Raw genomic sequence first — 18491 nt, forward strand, 5'->3', positions numbered from 1 at the left:
TCGAAGATCTCCTCGGCGGCCCGTGTGACCCCCTGGCGGCCGGCCGCCGTCTTCAGGCCGGCGCCGTCACCGGATCAGCGGCCCTCGTGGTCACTGATCACGGAAGCAGACGAGGTGGAAGGAGCGCGCGGACGGGGTTCCGTCCGGGGCGAAGGTGCGCACCTCCATCTTGTTCGGGTCGGAGTTCAGCCCGACCGTGACCAGCCCGGGCTCCACAGGCTCCTGCATGGCGCTGCCGACCGTGGCCGCGAAGTTGGTCTTGGCCTCGCCCTGCAGCGGCACCTTCCATCTGACGATGTACGTGTTCGTGCCGTCGAATTCACAACCGTCCACCAGATATCCGCGGACGACCGATCCCTCGGCGTCGACGACACAGGCCAATCGCTTTTCGAATGCCATTGCCATTCACCCCCGGACTCGACTTCCCGGCGGGCACATACCCCTCATAAAGGCCAGTCAACACCTATCTCACACAAAGGCGCTCTTGTCTCATCCTTGCCCACTACTTGGTCTTTCGGCTCGGCGGCCCGGGTAGACCGATAGTCGGATGGAAGCAAGGACCTAGTCCGAGAGGGGAGCTACCGATGTCGAAGATCCTCTACGAGTCGGTGCTGACAGCCGACCGTAATCTGGTTCCCGTAGAACACGAGGAATTCGATTCTCCGTACACGATCCCCAACGATCGCTATGCGGCTCTCACCACTATTCTTCACGATATCGGCGGCGAACCCGACTTCCCTCAGCCTCTCTACGGGAAAGGCGAGGAGGAGTGGGAAATGAACACCTACATCACCTGCGAGTGCCTCGGCTGGCGAGGGGCGTGGAACTCCGAGATGCGGCGTCGCTCCGAGAACGACCTCGGCAAGACCCAGTACTACGGCTTTCCGTACTACGGTCGCTGGATCACGGGGGCGGCCCGGGTGCTCGTCCACAAAGGGCTGATCACGACCGACGAACTCGGCGACAAGATCGACGAAATCAGAGCCCGGCTGGAGAAGAAGTAATGGCCACACCAAAGTTCCAGGTCGGCGACAAAGTCAGAATCAAGGATCGTACGACGCTCTTCCACACGCGCACCCAGAAGTACATCCGCAAGCGCGTCGGGACCATCGTGGAGCACCGCCCGGAGTGGGTGATCCCGGAAGACGAGGCGTGGGACCGGATGGAGACCGGCCGGAAGGAGCCGTTCTACGTCATCCGGTTCAAGCAGACCGACCTCTGGCCGGACTACACGGGCCTCGCACAGGACACCTTGGAGTCGGAGGCCTCCGAGAGCTGGCTCGAATTGGTGAAGGGTTAAGGGGGGTACATGGCTCAGCAGCATGGTGACCATCATCACGATGGCCGCAACGCCTTCGAGGTCTCGTCGAAGGTGAGCGAGTTCGAGATCCTCGAGCTCGCGGTCCGCGAACTGGCCATCGAGAAGGGCCTCTTCTCGGCCGAGGACCATCGCAGGTTCGCCGAGTGGGCCGAGGCCGTGGGCCCGCACGGCGGCTCGAAGCTCGTCGCCAAGGCGTGGTCGGACCCGGCCTTCAAGCAACGCCTGCTGGAGAACGGGACCGAGGCGTGCAAGGAGGTGGGGATCGACTGGTTGCAGCCCACAGGGGTGGGCACGCCGAGCGACTACACCTTCTTCTACGTCCTTGAGAACACCCCGCAGGTGCACAACGTGATCGTTTGCACGCTGTGCTCCTGCTACCCGCGTCCCGTCCTGGGCATGTCGCCTGACTGGTACCGGACGCCGAGCTACCGGCGCCGCATGGTGCGCCGCCCGCGCGAGGTACTCGCCGAGTTCGGGCTGCACCTCCCGGACGACGTCGAGGTGCGGGTGCACGACTCGAACCAGAAGTCCCGGTTCATGATCATGCCGATGCGTCCCGAAGGCACCGAGGGGTGGAGTGAGGAACAGCTCGCCCGGATCGTCACCCGGGACACCATGATCGGGGTCGCCCTGCCCAGGGCCGACCGCACCTCGGACGCGGGTTCGCTCGCGGAACAGGTGAGGTGACCGGCGGATGAGCGAGCAGGCCCGGCCGTACCCGGTCCTCATGGAAGCGCTGGACGACATCGGTGAGCGGACCGACACCACGCTGCGCTGCATCGACCACGAGCCGGAGGTCTGGGAATCCCGGATGCAGACTACCTGCGAGTGTCTGTCGAAGGCCGGTGTTCTCGACAACCTGGAACGGCGCCACGCCGAGGATCGGCTGGGAGAGTCCATCTATGTGCGCTTTCCGGTGCAGACGAGATCGGTGCTGACCGTCGCTCACACGTTGTTGGAGCGCGGCCTGTTCACCGAGCAGGCGTTGCGCGACAAGATGAGAAGTGTGCGGGCGCGCCTCGAAGAGGAATGATCTGATCGACTTTCCAGGAGAAGGCCGGGTCGGTTTCCACTGACCCGGCTGTTTCCGTTTTTGTGCCCCGGCTCCGTCCGGTGCCGGTCGAGCCTGGCGCCGGCGGGGGCGCCGACGAGTGACCTGCGTGAGCCCTCTGTAACCTCCCGTGCCATTGACAGTGCCGGAAAACCTCATTTACTTTCTGTCAGTAACGTACGGAATGATGAAGGAGGTAAGTCATGGCACAGGCTCCGCCCGTTCGATCCGCTTCGCTTCCGGCACAAATACCGCTGCGGGACATCCTGCCGTGGGCGGTGTTCGCACTCGTCATCGGCATGCTCTTGATCTATTTCGTCGGCGCCGAGCAGGGGGCGACCTCCCTCTTCGGGGGCAATATCATCCACGAGTTCACCCACGACGGCCGTCACCTGCTCGGATTCCCGTGTCATTGACGAAAAGACGCCGCAGCTGATGCGCCATTTACTGATCCGGGGCATGCTCCTCGGGCTGGCCTCCGCCGTACCCGCGTACATATGCGCCTGGTTTCTCGGTGAGGGACCGCTGGGGGCCGCGATCGCCTTCGAGGAACAGGGGTCCCAAGCCGCTGAGGGAGTCCACGAGCACGGAGTAGAGGTCGTATCAAGACTGACTCAGCAGACCGCCGGACTCGCGATCGCCCTCGCCGCCGTCGGCGTCGCGGTCGGCGGGCTGTTCGCCATCGCGTTCGCCCTCGCTCACCACAGGATCGGACGACTGACCGCCCGGGCGACCTCGGTGGTGGTGGCCGCCGCCGGCTTCGTGGTCATCACCCTGGTTCCTTTCCTGAAATATCCGCCTAATCCGCCTGCCGTGGGCGATCCCGAGACGATCCAACAGCGAAGCATGTTGTATTTCTTGACGATCGTCATCGGCATATTCGCCACGATCACCGCAGTTCAGACCAGTCGGCGCCTGGCTCCGAGACAGGGCGGATGGAACGCCTCTCTGCTCGGAGGCGGGGTGTTCGTCGCCCTGGTGGCCATCGCCTACGTCGTTCTCCCCGGAGGAACCGTCACGGCACCCGGCTTCCCGCCCGATGTTCTCTGGGACTTCCGGATCGCCTCGCTCGCCACCCAGGCCGTCATGTGGGCCGCCTTGGGGCTCGGGTTCGGGGCGCTCACCGAACGGGCCGCCACCGGGACGCGGCGGGAGCGCACTGCGCGGGCCCAGCCCTCGGACGTCTGAGCAGAAAAATGGAGGGCAGGCCGGGAAAGCCTGCCCTCCATTTTCACGCAAAATTCAGCTGGGCCGCGAAACCGGTTCCTCGAGCTCGACCGGCTCCTCGATGACGGCGACGAGGTCGGACTCGGACGTCGCCGCAGGGGCTGCTGCGTGGTTGCAGTCAGGCGTGTGGCACATGTCGTCCATCCTTCTTTTCGATGATTCGACATGGCGATGGTAACAAGATCTTGACGTATTGTAAAGCGTCACTCCGGGCATTAAGCCCTGGTGATCGACAAGCAGGCATCCGGTCAAATAGCAGCAGCACGCGCCGACGAACGATGCACCGTGATTCTCTGCAAAGGATGCTGTTGCGGCAACGCGCGAAAACACCCTGACGTCTCCCAGAAAGATCAGATGGCACGCCTGCGGCTCATCAAAGAAATCACGGTGCGCACCAGTGACGACTGTCTGGGCGTGTGCTCGTATTCCAATGTGGTCGTCGTCCGGCCCTGTCCCGCGGCTCGGCGCAGAGGCGCCAGACCCACCTGGCTGGGATTCGTCCTGGACGACACGGCCGTCGACGCCATCGGCGCCTGGGCGTCTCAAGGAGGACCGGGAACGGTGCCGCCACCGGACCTTCTCGCTCTGCATGAGATCCAACCGCCGCGGCGTCCGCACCCGGCGGCCGAGCGTCGCGCCTGAAGACCATCGAAGAAGAGGCCGGTGACCATGAGACTTGTCCTGATCGCCCACGCCTCCACGTCCGCGACCCGCAGGGCGGCTTTCGCCGCCGATGAGTCGCTGTCGCATGCGGGACGGTCCTCCGCGAAGGCCGCCCTGGGCGCCTTACGCCGGATCCGTCAGGCATCGCGAGGTCCGGAGGCCCGTTGCGAGCAGACGAGCACCGCGCTGGGGTTGACGGCCCAGTTGGATCTGCGGCTACGTGACCTGGATTGCGGGAGCTGGCGGGGCCGGAGCCTGGAAGAGGTCCAGGCCGAGGATCCCGGGGGGCTGGTCGCCTGGCTGACCGATCCCGGAGCGGCCCCGCACGGGGGCGAGACGATCGACGAACTGCTGGAGCGGGTCTCCGCGTGGAGGGACGCGCTGCCGCACGAACCCGGCAGGGTCGCCGCGATCACTCATCCTGCGGTGATCAGAGCGGTGGTGCTGCACACCCTCGGCGCGCCGGCGACAGCGTTCTGGAACCTCGACGTCCCACCGCTGTCACAGACGTGGCTGTCGTGGAACGGCGGGAAGTGGCGGTTGCGGGAGACGGGTCACCCGCTCACCGGGCGAGGGGCCGATCCGGGAGTGCGTTGATCTTTACCTGATCTCTCTTCTTTTCGGAAACATGGCACGGACCCCACAAGTCGTGGAGCGACGAGGGAATTTCCCACCGTGAGAATGAACACCTCTGTCGGCAACCATCGGACAGCCGTTGCCGGCTCCACGAGTTGTCTTTGCCTGGCACGGCGCCGGGACAGGTTTCGCAGACACTCCGAAGGCGCATCTCCAGGATGCGACCACACGATATGGAGGTGCGGAAATGCCTCACGGCCTGAATACCGGCGATTCCGCTTGGATGCTCGTCAGTTTTGCCATGGTATTGCTCATGACGCCCGGGCTCGCGTTCTTCTACGGCGGCATGGCCCGCGCCAAGAACCTGATCAGCGTTCTGTATATGAGCTTCGTCTCCATTCCTGTGGTGAGCGTGGTCTGGTTCGTCTATGGGTACGGGGTGGCGTTCGGCCCGGATGTCGGCGGGGTCGGCCTGCTGGGCTGGGGCGACTGGCAACTCTTCGGGGCCATCACCAGGCTTCTCCGTGGGGAGATCCCCCTCTTCGTCTTTTCGCTCTTCCAGCTCACTTTCGCGATCATCACCGTGGCGCTGATCAGCGGAGCCGTCGCCAACCGCGTCAGGATCGGACCTTGGATGATCTTCGGCGTGGCATGGGTGACCCTGGTGTACCTGCCGGTCGCGCATTGGGTCTTCTCCGACGGCGGCTGGCTCAAGAAGTGGGGAGTCCTCGACTTCGCCGGAGGCCTGGTCGTCGAGATCAACAGTGGGATCGCGGGCCTGGCACTCGCGATCGCGCTCGGTCCCAGCATCAGCTTCCGTAAGGAGGAACCCCCGCGGCCGAAGAACGTGCCGTTCGTCCTGCTCGGACTCGGCCTGCTGTGGTTCGGGTGGTTCGGGTTCAACGGCGGATCGGCGCTGACAGACGGTCCGCTCGCGGCGAACGCCGTGGCCAACACCATGATGTGCGGCTCCGCGGCCATGATCACATGGATGCTCATGGAGCGGTTGCGCTCCGGCCACTTCTCCCGATTGGGCGGCGCCACGGGCGCGGTGGCCGGCCTGGTCGCCATCACGCCATCGTGCGCCTTCGTCAATCTCTTCGGTGCGCTCATCATCGGTGTCATCGTGGCGATCGTCTGCACCTACGCGGTGGAGGTCAAGACGGTGCTCGGCTACGACGACACCCTGGACGTGGTCGGCATCCACGCCGTGGGCGGCATGGTGGGAATCGCGGCTCTGGGATTCCTCGCCACCGGCCGGTTCGGCAGCCCGACAGCGGGACTGTTCTACGGCGGCTCCGTCGCGCTGCTCGGCAAGCAGATCGTCGCGATCATCGCGGTCACCTTCTACTGCTTCGTGGTCACGTTCATCCTCGGCAAGGTCGTCGACAGACTCTTCGCACTGCGGCCCACTTCCGAAGGGGAGATCGCGGGCCTCGACACGGAACTGCGCATTGATTGAACCGGACCGAAGCCTCCGACCGGAGCCGATCAGAGGGACCGCTGCCGAAGCTGCTCCTGCTGATCACTGTCAGCAGCGGCATGCTCGACACCGTCAGCTTCTTCGACCTCGGCAACGTCTTCGTCGCGGCCATGACCGGGAACCTGGTCTTCCTGGGAATCGGCATGATCGGACTGGGCGCGTTCTCACCCGCCGCGCTGTCGTTGTCAAGCTACGCGGTGGGGGCGATCTGCGGTGGACGACTCGCCTTCCTCAAGGTCACGGACCGCGGCCTCCTGCTGTTGCTGGGCACGACCGCGCATGCGGTCGTGGTGATGATCGCGGCGCTGCTCGTCACCTGTTATGGCATGGAAGAGGCCCTGGTGCGGAACGTGGTGCTGGTGTTGCTCGCCCTCTCCATGGGGTGGCAGTACTCCCTCGTCCTGCGGCTGAAGGTGCCCGATCTGACCACGACGGTCGTCACGACCACGATCACCAGGTTGTTCGGCCAGCCCTCCCCGTACGACACGCAGAGACGGCGGGTGCTCATGATCGGCTCGCTGCTGTGCGGGGTGCTGATCGCGGCCCTGCTGCGGCGGCTGTTCGGGCCGCCGGCCCCGCTGTGGGCCGCGGGGTTCATTCTCGCGACGTGCGCGTCGCTCGTCTACTTCGCCCTCAGGCGACCCGACGCGCGGGAGTGGCGCTGAGCTTCATGACCGGCGCGGCGGCGGCGCGCCCGTCGGGTCGTCGACCTTGAGCCTGTCCCCCGTGTCGGAGATGAAGACGACCAGCAGCTTCGCCGGTCGCGTCGGGCTGGTGTTCTCCGTGAGCACGTGGTGGGCGCCCGGCTGCTCCACCCAGTTCTCACCCTGACGGTACGTCCGCGCCGGCTCGCCGCCGAGCCGGCTGCGCACCGTGCCTTCGAGGACGTAGGCGTAGACGAAGGCGTCGCCGTGCCGATGCGGCGCCGCGCGGGCGCGCACGCGACGGACGCGGCCAGAAGGCCGCCGAGCCGTACGCGGACCATGGCGTTCTCCTCTGTTCGGGTGCGGCCGGGGCCGATCAGTCGTCCTCCACGACCTGGATGATCGTCTTGCCGGGGGTGCGGTGGGCGGGGGCGAAGGCGGAGGGCGCCTCGGCGAGCGTGCGCACGGCCCCGACACCTCGTGCCCGGGCACACTGGGCGTCCGGTCGCGGGCCGCGCTATCCGTCCAGGTCGCCGGCCAGTCGAGCTCTCCCCGGGTGAACCCCGCGGCGTGCACCCGGACGACGACGTCGTTCTCGGCGGCGTGCGGGTACGGCTCCTCCGTCAGGGCAAGCCCGGCCGGGCCGGCGGCCCGGTCTCGAACGGTGACGGCTCGCATGCGGGTCCTCGCTCTGGGTGAACACATCGGACAGCACGACCGTACAGGCGATCTCCCGCAGGAGGTGTACCGGCACGACGTGACGCGCCCGGATCACTTCAGCGGCCCCGGCGAGAAGATCTGCCGGCCCTTGGCGAACGGCAGAGGCCGGCGCGGGCCGGGCCTTTCTACGTTGGGACAGACCGGGACGGACAGGGAGGAAGGGCGCTCATGACTGCTGGAGAACCCGGTCGCTCAGGCGACTCCCGTTACCTGCCGATCGGAGACCACGGTCTCATCGGCGACCTGCGCACGGTCGCGCTCGTGGGCACCAACGGCACCGTCGACTGGTACTGCTGCCCGCGCTTCGACGCGCCCAGCGTGTTCGCCTCGATCCTCGACGCCGACCGGGGCGGCTCGTTCGACCTGGCCGCCGACACCCCGGCCAGGACCAAGCAGTTCTACTTCCCGGACACCAACGTCCTCATCACCCGCTTCTTCGCCGACGACGGGGTGGGCGAGATCCAGGACTTCATGCCCATCGCGGACGACTCGCGCGAGGCCGACCGGCACCGGATGATCCGCCGGGTGTCCTGCGTCCGCGGCTCGCTCCCGTTCCGCGCCCGGGTGGCGCCCCGCTTCGACTACGCCAGGCAGCCGCACCTCGTGCGGCCGGAGGCGGACGGCGTGCTGTTCGAGTCGGCGTCGCTGTCGCTGTACCTGACCGCCAGCGTGCCGATGCAGACCGACGGGCAGGACGCGTGGGCCAAGTTCGAGCTCGCCGAGGGCGAGCAGGCGGTGTTCGCGCTCGACCGGGTCGGCTCCGGCCTCGTGGCGCGCGGCTGCCCGATCGCGGAGGCCGAGGACGAGTTCACCGCCACGGTCCGCTACTGGCGGCGCTGGCTGTCGGCCTCGCGCTACCGCGGCCGGTGGCGCGAGGTGGTGCACCGCTCGGCGCTCACGCTGAAGCTGCTCACCTACGCCCCGACCGGCGGGATCGTCGCCGCCCCGACGACCAGCCTGCCCGAGCAGCTCGGCGGCGAGCGCAACTGGGATTACCGCTACGTGTGGATCCGCGACGCCGCGTTCTGCGTCTACGCGCTGCTCAGGCTGGGTTTCACCGACGAGGCTGAGGCATTCATCGGCTTCCTGTCCACGCACGTGCCGCTCGGCGACGACGGCGGCGCCGGCCCGCTGCAGATCATGTACGGGATCGACGGCCGCAGGGACCTGCCCGAGCAGGAGCTCGGCCATCTGGAGGGCTACCGGGGCTCCGCCCCCGTGCGGATCGGCAACGCCGCCGCCGATCAGCTCCAGCTCGACATCTACGGGGCGCTCATCGACTCCATCTACCTCTACAACAAGTGGGGCGACCCGATCGCCAGCGACCGCTGGGACGAGCTCTGCACCCTGGTCGACTGGGTGTGCCTGCACTGGGACCAGCCCGACGAGGGCATCTGGGAGACCCGTGGCGGCCGTAAGAACTTCGTCTACTCGCGGCTGATGTGCTGGGTGGCCATCGAACGCGCCATGCGGGTGGCGATCCAGCGCGGGCTGCCCGCCGACATCCCGCGCTGGCGCGAGACCCGCGACGCGATCTACCGGGAGATCATGCGGCACGGCTGGTCGGCGAAGCTGCGGGCGTTCGTCCAGCATTTCGACGAGGAGGTGCTGGACGCCTCCCTGCTGATGATGCCGCTGGCCAAGTTCGTCTCCCCGACCGACCCCAGGTGGCTGTCCACGCTCGACGCGCTCGGCGACGGCCTGGTCTCCGACTCGCTGGTCTACCGCTACGACCCGGGGGCCAGCCCGGACGGGTTGCGGGGTTCGGAGGGCACGTTCTCCATCTGCTCCTTCTGGTACGTCGAGGCCCTGGCCCGGGCCGGCCGCGTCGACGAGGCGCGCCTGGCGTTCGAGAAGATGCTGACGTACGCCAACCACCTGGGCCTGTACGCCGAGGAGATCGGCCGCACCGGCGAGCAGCTCGGCAACTTCCCTCAGGCGATCACCCATCTCGCGCTCATCAGCGCCGCCTTCAACCTCGACCAGGCCCTCGGCTGACCGGCTCGGGTCCGGATCGCCCGTGCGACTCCTTGCAACTTGCTGTTAGTTGCAACAAGTGTGCAGAATGAGGTGCTTTGCACTACGTATTGTTCTAGCACCACCGGAGACCACCGCATGAGGCGCCCGCCCCGTAACGCTCCAGCTCTCCCCCACCTGCGCGCCGGAGGTCGTCACCGGATCCAGGCGAAGCTGGCCGCCCTCGCCGCGGCTCTGACCCTGACCGCCTGCGGACAGGCTCCCGCCCCCGAGGAGACCGCCCCGGCCGCGGCGCCCCAGGCAGGCTTCCCCGTCACGATCGAGAACTGCGGGCGTCAGCTCACCTTCGACCGGCCGCCGGCCAAGGTGGTGACCGGCTACCACCCCTCCCTGGAGACCCTCCTCGCCCTCGGCCTGGGTGACCGGATCGCCGGGCGGACGAACTTCTCCGAGAGCGCCTTCCTGCCCGGACAGAAGGAGCAGTACGACCGGATCCCGGAGATCTCCGACACGATCATGCTGCCGCAGAAGGAGATCATGCTCTCCCAGGGCGCGGACTTCGTCCTCGACAACGCGATGGCCGGTTTCGACGCCGCCGGCGGTTACGCGACCGTGGAGGAGCTGAACGCGGCCGGCACCCCCGTGTACATCCTGGGCGGCTGGTGCAGCCCCGAGGAGGTGCTCGAGTTCACCATCGACGACACCTTCGACGACCTGCTCAACCTCGGCAAGATCTTCGGCGTCTCCGACCGGGCCGAGGCCCTGGCCGGCGAGCTGCGGGGCCGGCTGGCCGACGTGGAGAAGCGCGTCGAGGGCCGTACCCCGGTCAAGGTGCTGGCCACCGACGGCGGCAAGGGGCCGGTCAACGCCTACGGCGGCTCCGGGATCACCCATCAGATGATCACCCTGGCCGGCGGCGTCAACGTGCTGGCCGACGTCAAGGGCGACTACACCGAGGTCAGCGCCGAGAGGATCAGCGCCTCGCAGCCCGAGGCCCTCCTCGTCAGCGACTACGCCACGCTGCGCGGCGAGGACATGCCGGCCTCGCCGGCCAAGGCCGCCGAGGCCTTCGCCATCGCCAGGAACAGCCCGGCCGCCAAGGAGCAGCGCTACCTCGCGGTTCCCGTGGCCGCCCAGCACCCGGGATACCGCAACATCCTCGCCGTCACGGACCTCGCCCGGTTCCTGCACCCGGACGCCTTCGCCCAGTGACCAGCGAAACCCGGCGGCAGCCGGCCCCCGCCGCGCTCGCGGGCGCCCGGCCGCCCCTCCGGCGCGGCGGCCGGTTCGCGGGGCTCGTCGTCGCGCTGTCCGTGGCCGTCGTCGCCTCGACCTGGCTGGCGGTGAGCATCGGCGCGGTGCCCGTCGCGCTGTCCCAGGCGTGGGGCATCGTCGCCGACCGTGTCGTCCCCGGCGCGGTGCCGCACACGTGGACGCCGGTGCAGGAGCAGATCGTGTGGGAGTTCCGGCTGCCGCGCGCGCTGCTGGCGCTCCTCGTCGGCGCCGGGCTGGCGGTGGTCGGAGCGGTGCTGCAGGCCCTGGTGCGCAACCCGCTGGCGGACCCGTTCCTGCTCGGGGTCTCCTCCGGGGCCTCGTTCGGGGCGGTGCTCGTGCTCATCCTGGGCGCCTCCGCGCTCGGCGGGCTGTCGCTGTCGGCCGCCGCCTTCGCCGGCTCCCTGCTCGCACTCGTGCTGGTGTACGTGCTGGCGCAGCGCTCGGGCCGGATCACGCCGTCGCGGCTGGTGCTGGCCGGGGTGGCGCTGGCGTACCTGTTCCAGGCCGCCTACAGCTTCGTGCTGCAACTGGCGCAGAGCGGGCGGGCGGCCCAGCAGGTGCTGTTCTGGCTGATGGGCAGTCTCGGCGGCGCCCGCTGGGACGTGCTGCCACTGCCGGCCGTCGTGCTGGCCGCCGGGGTGGCGTACCTGCTGCTGCAGTACCGGCCGCTGAACGCGCTGGCCGCCGGGGAGGAGACCGCGATCTCCCTGGGGGTGAACGTCAACCGCTTCCGCCTCAGCCTGTTCGTGCTGACCTCGCTGCTGGTGGGCGTGATGGTGGCCACCAGCGGCGCGATCGCGTTCGTCGGGCTGATCGTGCCGCACGCCGCCCGGCTGCTCGTCGGCGCCGACCACCGCCGGGTGCTGCCCGTCACCGCCCTGCTCGGGGCCGTGTTCCTCCAGCTCGTGGACATCGCCGCGCGCACCGTCAACGCGCCGCAGGAGCTGGCGCTCAGCATCGTCACCGCGCTGTTCGGCGTGCCGTTCTTCCTCTGGCTGCTGCGCCGCCGCTCCGCGGACCGGGCGGTGAACGTCTCGTGAAGCTCGACCTGCGCGGCGTGTCCGTCGCGGCCGACGGCACGCCGATCGTGCACGAAGCCGACCTGCTGGTGGCCGACGGCGAGTTCGTGACCCTGGTGGGGCCGAACGGCTGCGGCAAGTCCACCCTGCTGCGCGCGATCTACCGGGCGCTGCGCCCCACCGCGGGACTCATCACCGTGGACGGCGACGACGTGCACCGGCTGCCCGCCCGCCAGGCCGCCCAGCGGACCGCGGTCGTCGCCCAGGAAACCCCCGCCGACCTGGACTTCACGGTGGCCGAGATCGTCCGTATGGGCCGTACCCCGTACCGGCCCGACGCCCGCGCCGACGAGGAGCTGTGCGCGCGGGCGCTGGACCGCGTCGGCCTGGCCGGCGCCGCAGGCCGGATCTTCGCCACCCTGTCCGGCGGCGAGAAGCAGCGCGTCCTGCTCGCCCGCGCCCTGGCCCAGCAGACGCGCCTGCTCCTGCTGGACGAGCCCACCTCCCACCTCGACATCCGCCACCAGCTGGAGATCCTGCACCTGGTGCGCGAGCTCGGCATCGCCACCCTGGCCGTGCTGCACGACCTCAACCAGGCCACCGCCTTCAGCGACCGCCTGTACGTGATGAGCGCCGGCCGCATCGTCGCCGGCGGACCGCCCGGACAGGTCCTCACCCCCGACCTGATCTCCCAGGTGTACGGCGTGCGCGCCGTCCACCGCACCCAGCTCGTCTTCGAGCGGCTCAAGGAGGAGCAGTGATCCGCCGACTGCTGGCCCTGTCACCGTCCATCCGGTGGCGCCTGGCGGGGCTCGTGCTGTTGTCGCTGTCCATCACGGCTTCCTACGTCGGGCAGGGCGTGCTCATCGCCCAGGCCCTGGCCGGCGTCTTCGCCGGTCAGGGCGCGGACTCGCTCGTCCGGCCCGTCGCGGCGGTCGTCGCGCTGCAACTCGTGCGCAGCGCCGCGCTGGCGGTCCGCGAGCCCGTCGCCCTGCGCGCCTCGGCCGCCGTCAAGGCGGAGCTGCGCCGGCGCCTGACCAGCAAGCTGCTGCTGCTCGGCCCCGCCCACGCCCAGCGGGCGCGCACCGGGGCGTCGCAGACCACGCTCGTGGACGGCATCGAGACCGCCGACGCCTACATCGGCAGGTTCCTGCCCCAGGTGGCCGCCTCCGTGATCGCCGCCGTCGCCGTGACCGCGTACCTGTTCACCCTGGACCCGCTGGTCGGCGGCGTCGTCCTGGCCTGCGCGCTGCTGCTGCCCGTCGTGCCGCTGATCTCGGACCGCGTCCTGCGGGACCGCAACGCCGCCTGGCTGCGCGGTTACAAGGGCCTGTACGCCGAGAACCTCGACGCGTTGCAGGGCATGGCCACGCTCAAGGCGTTCAACGCCAGCGGGCGGCGCGGCGCCGAGCTGGCCCGCCTGGCCGAGCGGTTCTGCCGCGACTCCATCAGGCTGATGGCCGTCGTCGTCGGCTACGTCGGCGGCGTCGCGTTCGTCGTCGGCCTGGGCACCGCCGTCGCCCTCGGCGCCGGCGCGCTCCGGCTGGCGGCCGGCGAGCTGACCGTCACCGAGCTGCTGATCATCCTGCTGCTCACGGCCGAGTGCTTCCGCCCGCTGAAGGAGCTGGAGTCCGCCTACCACTCCAGTCACAGCGCCGTGCCGTCACTCAAGGCCGTCTTCGAGGTCCTCGACGCCCCCGGACCGTCGCAGGGCGAGGCCCGGATCGACCTGGACGGCCCGCCGTCGGTGGCTTTCGAGGAGGTGACGTTCACCTACCGCGAGCGCGACCGGCCCGCCCTCGACCGCTTCTCCCTCGACCTCGCGCCGGGCGAGCGCGTCGCCCTCGTCGGCCGTTCCGGCGCGGGCAAGACCACGGTCGCCTCGCTGCTGCTGCGCTTCTTCGACCCCGACGCCGGCCGGGTCACCGTCAACGGCGTCGACGTCCGCGACCTGCCTCTCGACCGGCTGCGCGCCCTCGTCGCCATCGTCTCCCAGGACACCTACCTCTTCCACGGCACCGTCCGCCGCAACCTGGCGCTCGCCCGCCCCGACGCCACCGGCGACCAGCTCGAAGCCGCCGCCCGCGCCGCCCAGGCGCACGACTTCATCGCGGCGCTGCCCGACGGTTACGACACCGTCGTCGGCGAACGCGGCCTGAAACTCTCCGGCGGCGAACGCCAGCGCATCGCCATCGCCCGCGCCCTGCTCAAGGACGCCCCGATCCTCGTCCTGGACGAGGCCACCTCCAGCGTCGACGCCGCCAACGAATCCGCCATCCAGCACGCCCTGGACACCCTGTCCGGCGGCCGTACCACGCTGATGATCGCCCACCGGCTGTCCACCGTCCGGGCCGCCGACCGGGTCATCGTCATGGCCGACGGCCGCATCGCCGAAGCCGGGCCGCCCGCCGAGCTCCTGGCCGGCCAGGGTGCCTACGCCCGGCTGGTCGCCGCCCAGAACGGAGCCGCCCGATGACCGCCACGACCATCGCCCCGGCGGCCCGTCCCCGCGGGTCCCGGTTCGGCCCGCTGCTGGCCCTGCTCGGCCCGCACCGGCCGCTGCTGCTGATCGCGACCGCCAGCGGCATCGCCCACCACCTGGTCGTCCTCGCCTCCGCCGGGGCCGGCGCCTGGGTGGTCAGCAGCGCCATCACCGGGGCCACCGCCGACGACCTGCGGCCCGGCCTGGTCCTCCTGGGCCTCCTCCTGCCGCTGCTCGCCCTCACGCCGTGGCTGGAGTCGTATCTGGCCCACATGGCCGCCTTCCGCGTGCTGGCCGACGTGCGCGGCCGCGTCTACGCCGCCTTCGAACGGCTCGCCCCCGGCTATCTGCTCCAGCGCCGCTCCGGCGACCTCGGCAGCACCGCCATCTCCGACGTCGAGCAGCTGGAGCTGTGGTTCGCCCACACCCTCAGCCCGCTGATCAGCGCCGTCACCGTGCCCGTCGCGGCGCTGACGGCCCTGGGCGTCTTCCACCCCGCCCTGGCCGCGGCGCTGGCGCCCGCGCTGATCCTGCTCGCCCTCCTGCCCGCCCGGCTCCGCCGGCGCGCAGCCGCCCAGGGCGCGCGGCTGCGCACCGAGCTCGGTGAGCTCAACGCCGAAGCCGTGGACACCCTGCAGGGACTGCGCGAGCTTCTCACCTCAGGCGCCGGGCCGCGCCAGCTCGACCGGCTGCGTGAGCGGGACGACCGGCTGCTGCGGGCCAGGCTCGCGCACGGGCGCCGCTCCGGCCTCGAACACGCCGTCACCAACGCCGCCACCACCCTCGGCCTGCTCGCCGTCCTGGTCACCGCCGCCCTGCTCGTGGCGGCGGGCAGCCTGGAGCCGGCGTTCTTCCCCGTCGCCGTGGTGCTGGCCGCCGCCACCTTCGCCCCGGTCGTCGCCGTCACCGACGTGGCGCGGGACATCAACCTCGTCACCGCGGCCGGCGACCGCATCATGACCATCCTGAACACCCCGGCCCCGGTCACCGACCAGGTCACCGCGCCGCCGCCCGGCCCCGTCGAGGCTCGGGTCCGCTTCGACGAGGTCCGCTTCCGCTACGCCCCCGGCCTGCCCGAGGCGCTCGCGGGCGTCACCTTCGAGCTCGCCCCCGGCGAGACCGTCGCCCTCGTCGGCCGTTCAGGAGCGGGCAAGTCCACCTGCGCGAGCCTCCTCATGCGCATGTGGGACGTCACCGCCGGCGCCGTCACCGTCGGCGGGCACGACGTGCGCGCCTTCCCGCAGGAGGACCTGCGCCGCCTGATCACCCTGGTCCCCCAGGACGTCCACCTGTTCGACGTCTCCCTGCGCGACAACATCCGGCTCGGCCGCCCCGAGGCTACGCACGACGACGTCGAGGCCGCCGCCCGCGCGGCCCACGCGCACGACTTCATCACCGCCCTGCCCGACGGCTACGACACCCTGCCCGGCGAGCTCGGCGCCCGCCTGTCCGGCGGCCAGCGCCAGCGCATCGCCATCGCCCGCGCCCTGCTCAAGGACGCCCCCATCCTGGTCATGGACGAGGCCGTCTCGAACCTCGACGCCGAGAGCGAGCAGGAGGTCGCCGCCGCCATGGCCGCCGCCCGTCACGACCGCACGACCCTGGTCATCGCCCACCGCCTGTCCACCATCCGCACCGCCGACCGCGTCGTCGTGCTGGAGGACGGCCGCGTCGCCGAGAGCGGCGCCCACGCCGAGCTCCTCGCCCGGTCCGGCCCCTACACCCGGCTCCTCGCCACCCAGCTCGGCGGACCGGTGAGCGGCGCGGCGCCGTCCGCGCCGTAGCGGTCAGCCGACGCGGACGAGCTGCCACTGCTGGTTGGCGCCGTTCCAGTCGTCGTACTGGACGATGCCGGCGCCGTCGGCGGTGGAGGCGCCCTGGACCTCCAGGGCCTTGCCGCTGTGCCGGCTGATGAGGCGGACGTGGCCGCCGCCGTCGACGACACGCCACTGCTGGTTGGCGCCGTTGTGGTCGGTCCACTGGACGATCGCGGCGCCGTTGGCGGTCGACCAGTTGTGCACGTCGAGCACCTTGCCGGAGTGACGGGACCTGAGCCGGTAGTGACCGCCGCCGGAGTCGGCGAACTGCCACTGCTGCTGGGCGCCGTCGTTGCGCGACCACTGGGTGATCCGGCCGCCGTCGGCGGTGGACAGGTTGTAGACGTCCAGCGCCTTGCCGCTGTTGCGGTTGACCAGGACGTACCACGCGCTGGTGTCGACCCCTCCGGGCGTGGCAGTCACCCCGGTCACGAAGGTCGTCACGCTCCGGGCGGGGAGTGTGACGGTGAAGGAGCCGTTCGACACGGCGGCGCTGCCCTGGGGCGCGACGTTCCTGCTCGCGTCCGTCAGCCAGGACGAGACGCTGTCCGCGGTGCCGCCGGTCAGGGTGAACTGCTGGCTCACCGCGGAGGCCCCCTTGTTGACGGCGACCACGACAACCGTGGAGTCGCCGCCCAGGTAGGCCGAGACGTAGACGTTCGACGCCGGGTTCGCCGTCGCGTCGATCCGCACGTAACCGGGCCGGACGAACCTGGCGAAGTGCGCCATGTTGGCGCCGCGCTTGCTGATCTGGCCGTCCTCCCGCATGGGTCCGTAACCACGCCGGATGTACCACCAGACGTACGCCTGGAACTCCCCGTCCACCATGGCGCGGTGGATGTGCTCCCCCACGTCGAGCGCCTGGGGCCAGAGGTCCGCAGAGTCACTGCTGTTGGGGTGGTAGACCTCCGTCATCCAGAGTTCCTTGCCCGCGCCCCTCTGCTTGAAGAGGGGGTAGGCGAAGTCGGCGTACGGGGTGCCGTAGAGGTGAGCCCCGATGATGTCCACGTTGGCCAGCGCCGCGGAGTCGTTGAGTATCGGGTCCGACAGGTTCTTGAGGTACTGGAAGGACTCGGGCGCGATCACCCTGGTGCTGATGGAGCCGGCGTTCTCCCGGAGGAACCGCACCATCTCGGTGGCGGTCCACCAGGTCCACTCGTGCGCGTAGTCGGGCTCGTTCTGCACGGATATGCCGTACAGGTTCACCCCGTTGTTCCGCATGTGGGCGGTGAAGTCGTTGAGATGCTGGGCGTAGGCGCCGTACATGGTGGACCGGAGGCGCCGGGCGTTGGTCTGACCGCCCCGGACGAACGTCTCGACCATGTGCGCGGGGGGATTCCAGGGCGAGGCGATGACGGCCGCCCCGAGCTCGGCCGCACGCCTGGCCGTCGCCAGGTCGCGGCTCCAGTCCGCCTGGTTCTCGGGGACGGGGATCCGCAGCACGGAGAACCCCAGCCGCCCCTCCCCCGTGCCGAACGCCGTGTCGCGCTGGGCCGCCGTCAGGTCGCCGATCCAGGCCGCATGGGTCATGCCACCGAAGCCGCGGATCGTCTGCCGCCGGGCCGCCGGATTGATGAACGCCGTCGCGGCGGCGCCGGCGGCGACGGCGGCCGACGGCATGGCCGTGAGGACGGGCAGGGCGCCCATGGCGGCCAGCGCGCTTCTCCGGCTGAACGACCTTCGCTCCCTGTTCACGGGCTCGTTCCGGCCCTGCGTCATGTCTCCTCCTGCGGGTGTCGGGGTGGTGAGCGCCCTTTGGGAGCGCTCCCACACGCATGGGCCGGCCCGGCTCTCCGTAGCCGGAACGGGAGTCCGTGTTTGCGCTAACACTGGTCGGGAGGACGGTAAAGGCCCCTGGCGCGGCCCGTCAATCGCGGCGCCTCACCCCTCCCGGCCCCGCCCCAGCCCGCGTCGCGGCCCGCCGGCGCCCGGGGCACGGAACACCGTGAGCACAGGCCGGGGCGGGCGCCTCCGGACCCGCCCGGGCCGTCCGCCGTGACGCGCGTGAAACTTTCACCTGCACGGACGGCGCCGCGCGGCCCGCGAGGGAGACGAAACTCCAGGCGGCGCGGCGCTCCGGGGACGTCGCCCGGGACCGGCCGGAGCCTCCCTCGTTGACGCCGGACCGGACCTCGGATGTACTCCGCACCGACACCTTCGTCGGAGCAGGCCCCCGCGAGACCGATTGTTAGCGCTAACACCACACTCACGCGTCCCGGAAAGGAACCCCGTGTCC

19 protein-coding genes are annotated in these 18491 nt (G+C 69.9%); 16 read left to right on the top strand and 3 right to left on the bottom strand.

The window, feature by feature from the left end:
* Nucleotides 1-90 precede the first annotated feature (90 nt).
* Nucleotides 91-333, bottom strand: a complete 243-nt coding sequence (locus ACQEUU_RS25100) for a hypothetical protein (RefSeq protein ID WP_433070139.1) — start codon at nt 331-333, stop codon at nt 91-93.
* 251 nt (nt 334-584) lie between these two features.
* Between ACQEUU_RS25100 and ACQEUU_RS25105 the strand changes: the two genes are divergently transcribed.
* From ACQEUU_RS25105 to ACQEUU_RS25150, 10 genes are all read left to right on the top strand, one after another.
* Complete coding sequence (locus tag ACQEUU_RS25105) at nt 585-1004, top strand: hypothetical protein (RefSeq protein ID WP_433070142.1); 420 nt, start codon at nt 585-587, stop codon at nt 1002-1004.
* Nucleotides 1004-1300 carry an SH3-like domain-containing protein gene (locus tag ACQEUU_RS25110; protein WP_433070145.1) on the top strand — a complete coding sequence of 99 codons (297 nt, stop codon included), beginning with the start codon at nt 1004-1006 and terminating at the stop codon, nt 1298-1300. Before ACQEUU_RS25105 ends, ACQEUU_RS25110 begins: the two co-directional genes overlap by 1 nt.
* A 9-nt stretch (nt 1301-1309) precedes the next feature.
* Nucleotides 1310-2008, top strand: coding sequence for a thiocyanate hydrolase subunit gamma (gene scnC, locus ACQEUU_RS25115; RefSeq protein WP_433070148.1), 699 nt, complete (start codon nt 1310-1312; stop codon nt 2006-2008).
* 7 nt (nt 2009-2015) lie between these two features.
* Nucleotides 2016-2354, top strand: coding sequence for a ScnB (locus ACQEUU_RS25120; RefSeq protein ID WP_433070150.1), 339 nt, complete (start codon nt 2016-2018; stop codon nt 2352-2354).
* 221 nt (nt 2355-2575) lie between these two features.
* Nucleotides 2576-2788: a CbtB domain-containing protein gene (locus tag ACQEUU_RS25125; protein WP_433070153.1), complete on the top strand. Its 213-nt coding sequence runs from the start codon at nt 2576-2578 to the stop codon at nt 2786-2788.
* A 19-nt stretch (nt 2789-2807) separates the two neighbouring features.
* Nucleotides 2808-3560: a CbtA family protein gene (locus tag ACQEUU_RS25130; protein ID WP_433070156.1), complete on the top strand. Its 753-nt coding sequence runs from the start codon at nt 2808-2810 to the stop codon at nt 3558-3560.
* A 264-nt stretch (nt 3561-3824) separates the two neighbouring features.
* Nucleotides 3825-4241 carry a hypothetical protein gene (locus tag ACQEUU_RS25135; protein ID WP_433070159.1) on the top strand — a complete coding sequence of 139 codons (417 nt, stop codon included), beginning with the start codon at nt 3825-3827 and terminating at the stop codon, nt 4239-4241.
* A gap of 27 nt (nt 4242-4268) precedes the next feature.
* Complete coding sequence (locus ACQEUU_RS25140; RefSeq protein ID WP_433071982.1) at nt 4269-4859, top strand: histidine phosphatase family protein; 591 nt, start codon at nt 4269-4271, stop codon at nt 4857-4859.
* A gap of 226 nt (nt 4860-5085) precedes the next feature.
* On the top strand, nt 5086-6300 hold the full coding sequence (locus ACQEUU_RS25145; protein WP_433070162.1) for an ammonium transporter: 1215 nt from the start codon (nt 5086-5088) through the stop codon (nt 6298-6300).
* On the top strand, nt 6297-6986 hold the full coding sequence (locus ACQEUU_RS25150) for a YoaK family protein (RefSeq protein ID WP_433070165.1): 690 nt from the start codon (nt 6297-6299) through the stop codon (nt 6984-6986). Before ACQEUU_RS25145 ends, ACQEUU_RS25150 begins: the two co-directional genes overlap by 4 nt.
* Nucleotides 6987-6989: 3 nt before the next feature.
* On the opposite strand, the gene ACQEUU_RS25155 is transcribed toward ACQEUU_RS25150, so the two are convergent.
* Nucleotides 6990-7262 (bottom strand): cupin domain-containing protein, encoded by a 273-nt coding sequence (locus ACQEUU_RS25155; RefSeq protein ID WP_433070168.1) that lies wholly within the window; start codon nt 7260-7262, stop codon nt 6990-6992.
* A gap of 591 nt (nt 7263-7853) precedes the next feature.
* On the opposite strand from ACQEUU_RS25155, the gene ACQEUU_RS25160 reads away from it, so the two are divergent.
* The 6 genes from ACQEUU_RS25160 to cydC all read left to right on the top strand — a co-directional run bounded on the left by ACQEUU_RS25160 (nt 7854) and on the right by cydC (nt 16222).
* Nucleotides 7854-9683, top strand: coding sequence for a glycoside hydrolase family 15 protein (locus tag ACQEUU_RS25160; protein ID WP_433070171.1), 1830 nt, complete (start codon nt 7854-7856; stop codon nt 9681-9683).
* Nucleotides 9684-9800: 117 nt separating this feature from the next.
* Nucleotides 9801-10874 carry an ABC transporter substrate-binding protein gene (locus ACQEUU_RS25165; protein WP_433070173.1) on the top strand — a complete coding sequence of 358 codons (1074 nt, stop codon included), beginning with the start codon at nt 9801-9803 and terminating at the stop codon, nt 10872-10874.
* On the top strand, nt 10871-11977 hold the full coding sequence (locus ACQEUU_RS25170; protein ID WP_433070176.1) for a FecCD family ABC transporter permease: 1107 nt from the start codon (nt 10871-10873) through the stop codon (nt 11975-11977). The genes ACQEUU_RS25165 and ACQEUU_RS25170 overlap by 4 nt, the downstream gene beginning before the upstream one ends.
* Nucleotides 11974-12717 carry an ABC transporter ATP-binding protein gene (locus tag ACQEUU_RS25175; RefSeq protein ID WP_433070179.1) on the top strand — a complete coding sequence of 248 codons (744 nt, stop codon included), beginning with the start codon at nt 11974-11976 and terminating at the stop codon, nt 12715-12717. The genes ACQEUU_RS25170 and ACQEUU_RS25175 overlap by 4 nt, the downstream gene beginning before the upstream one ends.
* A complete protein-coding gene (locus ACQEUU_RS25180; RefSeq protein WP_433070182.1) occupies nt 12714-14432 on the top strand; it encodes an ABC transporter ATP-binding protein/permease in 1719 nt (572 codons plus the stop codon). The genes ACQEUU_RS25175 and ACQEUU_RS25180 overlap by 4 nt, the downstream gene beginning before the upstream one ends.
* Complete coding sequence (cydC, locus tag ACQEUU_RS25185) at nt 14429-16222, top strand: thiol reductant ABC exporter subunit CydC (protein WP_433070185.1); 1794 nt, start codon at nt 14429-14431, stop codon at nt 16220-16222. Before ACQEUU_RS25180 ends, cydC begins: the two co-directional genes overlap by 4 nt.
* Before the next feature lie 3 nt (nt 16223-16225).
* On the opposite strand, the gene ACQEUU_RS25190 is transcribed toward cydC, so the two are convergent.
* A complete protein-coding gene (locus tag ACQEUU_RS25190) occupies nt 16226-17974 on the bottom strand; it encodes an RICIN domain-containing protein (RefSeq protein WP_433070188.1) in 1749 nt (582 codons plus the stop codon).
* Nucleotides 17975-18491 lie beyond the last annotated feature (517 nt).

This window comes from Nonomuraea sp. CA-218870 (genome assembly GCF_050936535.1).
In the GTDB taxonomy this organism is placed as follows: domain Bacteria; phylum Actinomycetota; class Actinomycetes; order Streptosporangiales; family Streptosporangiaceae; genus Nonomuraea; species Nonomuraea corallina.

Bases quoted from the DNA above. Each gene is read 5' to 3' on its own strand.
- ACQEUU_RS25165 (WP_433070173.1), top strand. From the start codon at position 9,801: ATGAGGCGCCCGCCCCGTAACGCTCCAGCTCTCCCCCACCTGCGCGCC.
- ACQEUU_RS25145 (WP_433070162.1), top strand. From the start codon at position 5,086: ATGCCTCACGGCCTGAATACCGGCGATTCCGCTTGGATGCTCGTCAGT.
- ACQEUU_RS25140 (WP_433071982.1), top strand. From the start codon at position 4,269: ATGAGACTTGTCCTGATCGCCCACGCCTCCACGTCCGCGACCCGCAGG.
- ACQEUU_RS25130 (WP_433070156.1), top strand. From the start codon at position 2,808: ATGCGCCATTTACTGATCCGGGGCATGCTCCTCGGGCTGGCCTCCGCC.
- cydC (WP_433070185.1), top strand. From the start codon at position 14,429: ATGACCGCCACGACCATCGCCCCGGCGGCCCGTCCCCGCGGGTCCCGG.
- ACQEUU_RS25110 (WP_433070145.1), top strand. From the start codon at position 1,004: ATGGCCACACCAAAGTTCCAGGTCGGCGACAAAGTCAGAATCAAGGAT.
- ACQEUU_RS25190 (WP_433070188.1), bottom strand. From the start codon at position 17,974: ATGACGCAGGGCCGGAACGAGCCCGTGAACAGGGAGCGAAGGTCGTTC.
- ACQEUU_RS25125 (WP_433070153.1), top strand. From the start codon at position 2,576: ATGGCACAGGCTCCGCCCGTTCGATCCGCTTCGCTTCCGGCACAAATA.
- ACQEUU_RS25105 (WP_433070142.1), top strand. From the start codon at position 585: ATGTCGAAGATCCTCTACGAGTCGGTGCTGACAGCCGACCGTAATCTG.
- ACQEUU_RS25120 (WP_433070150.1), top strand. From the start codon at position 2,016: ATGAGCGAGCAGGCCCGGCCGTACCCGGTCCTCATGGAAGCGCTGGAC.
- scnC (WP_433070148.1), top strand. From the start codon at position 1,310: ATGGCTCAGCAGCATGGTGACCATCATCACGATGGCCGCAACGCCTTC.
- ACQEUU_RS25160 (WP_433070171.1), top strand. From the start codon at position 7,854: ATGACTGCTGGAGAACCCGGTCGCTCAGGCGACTCCCGTTACCTGCCG.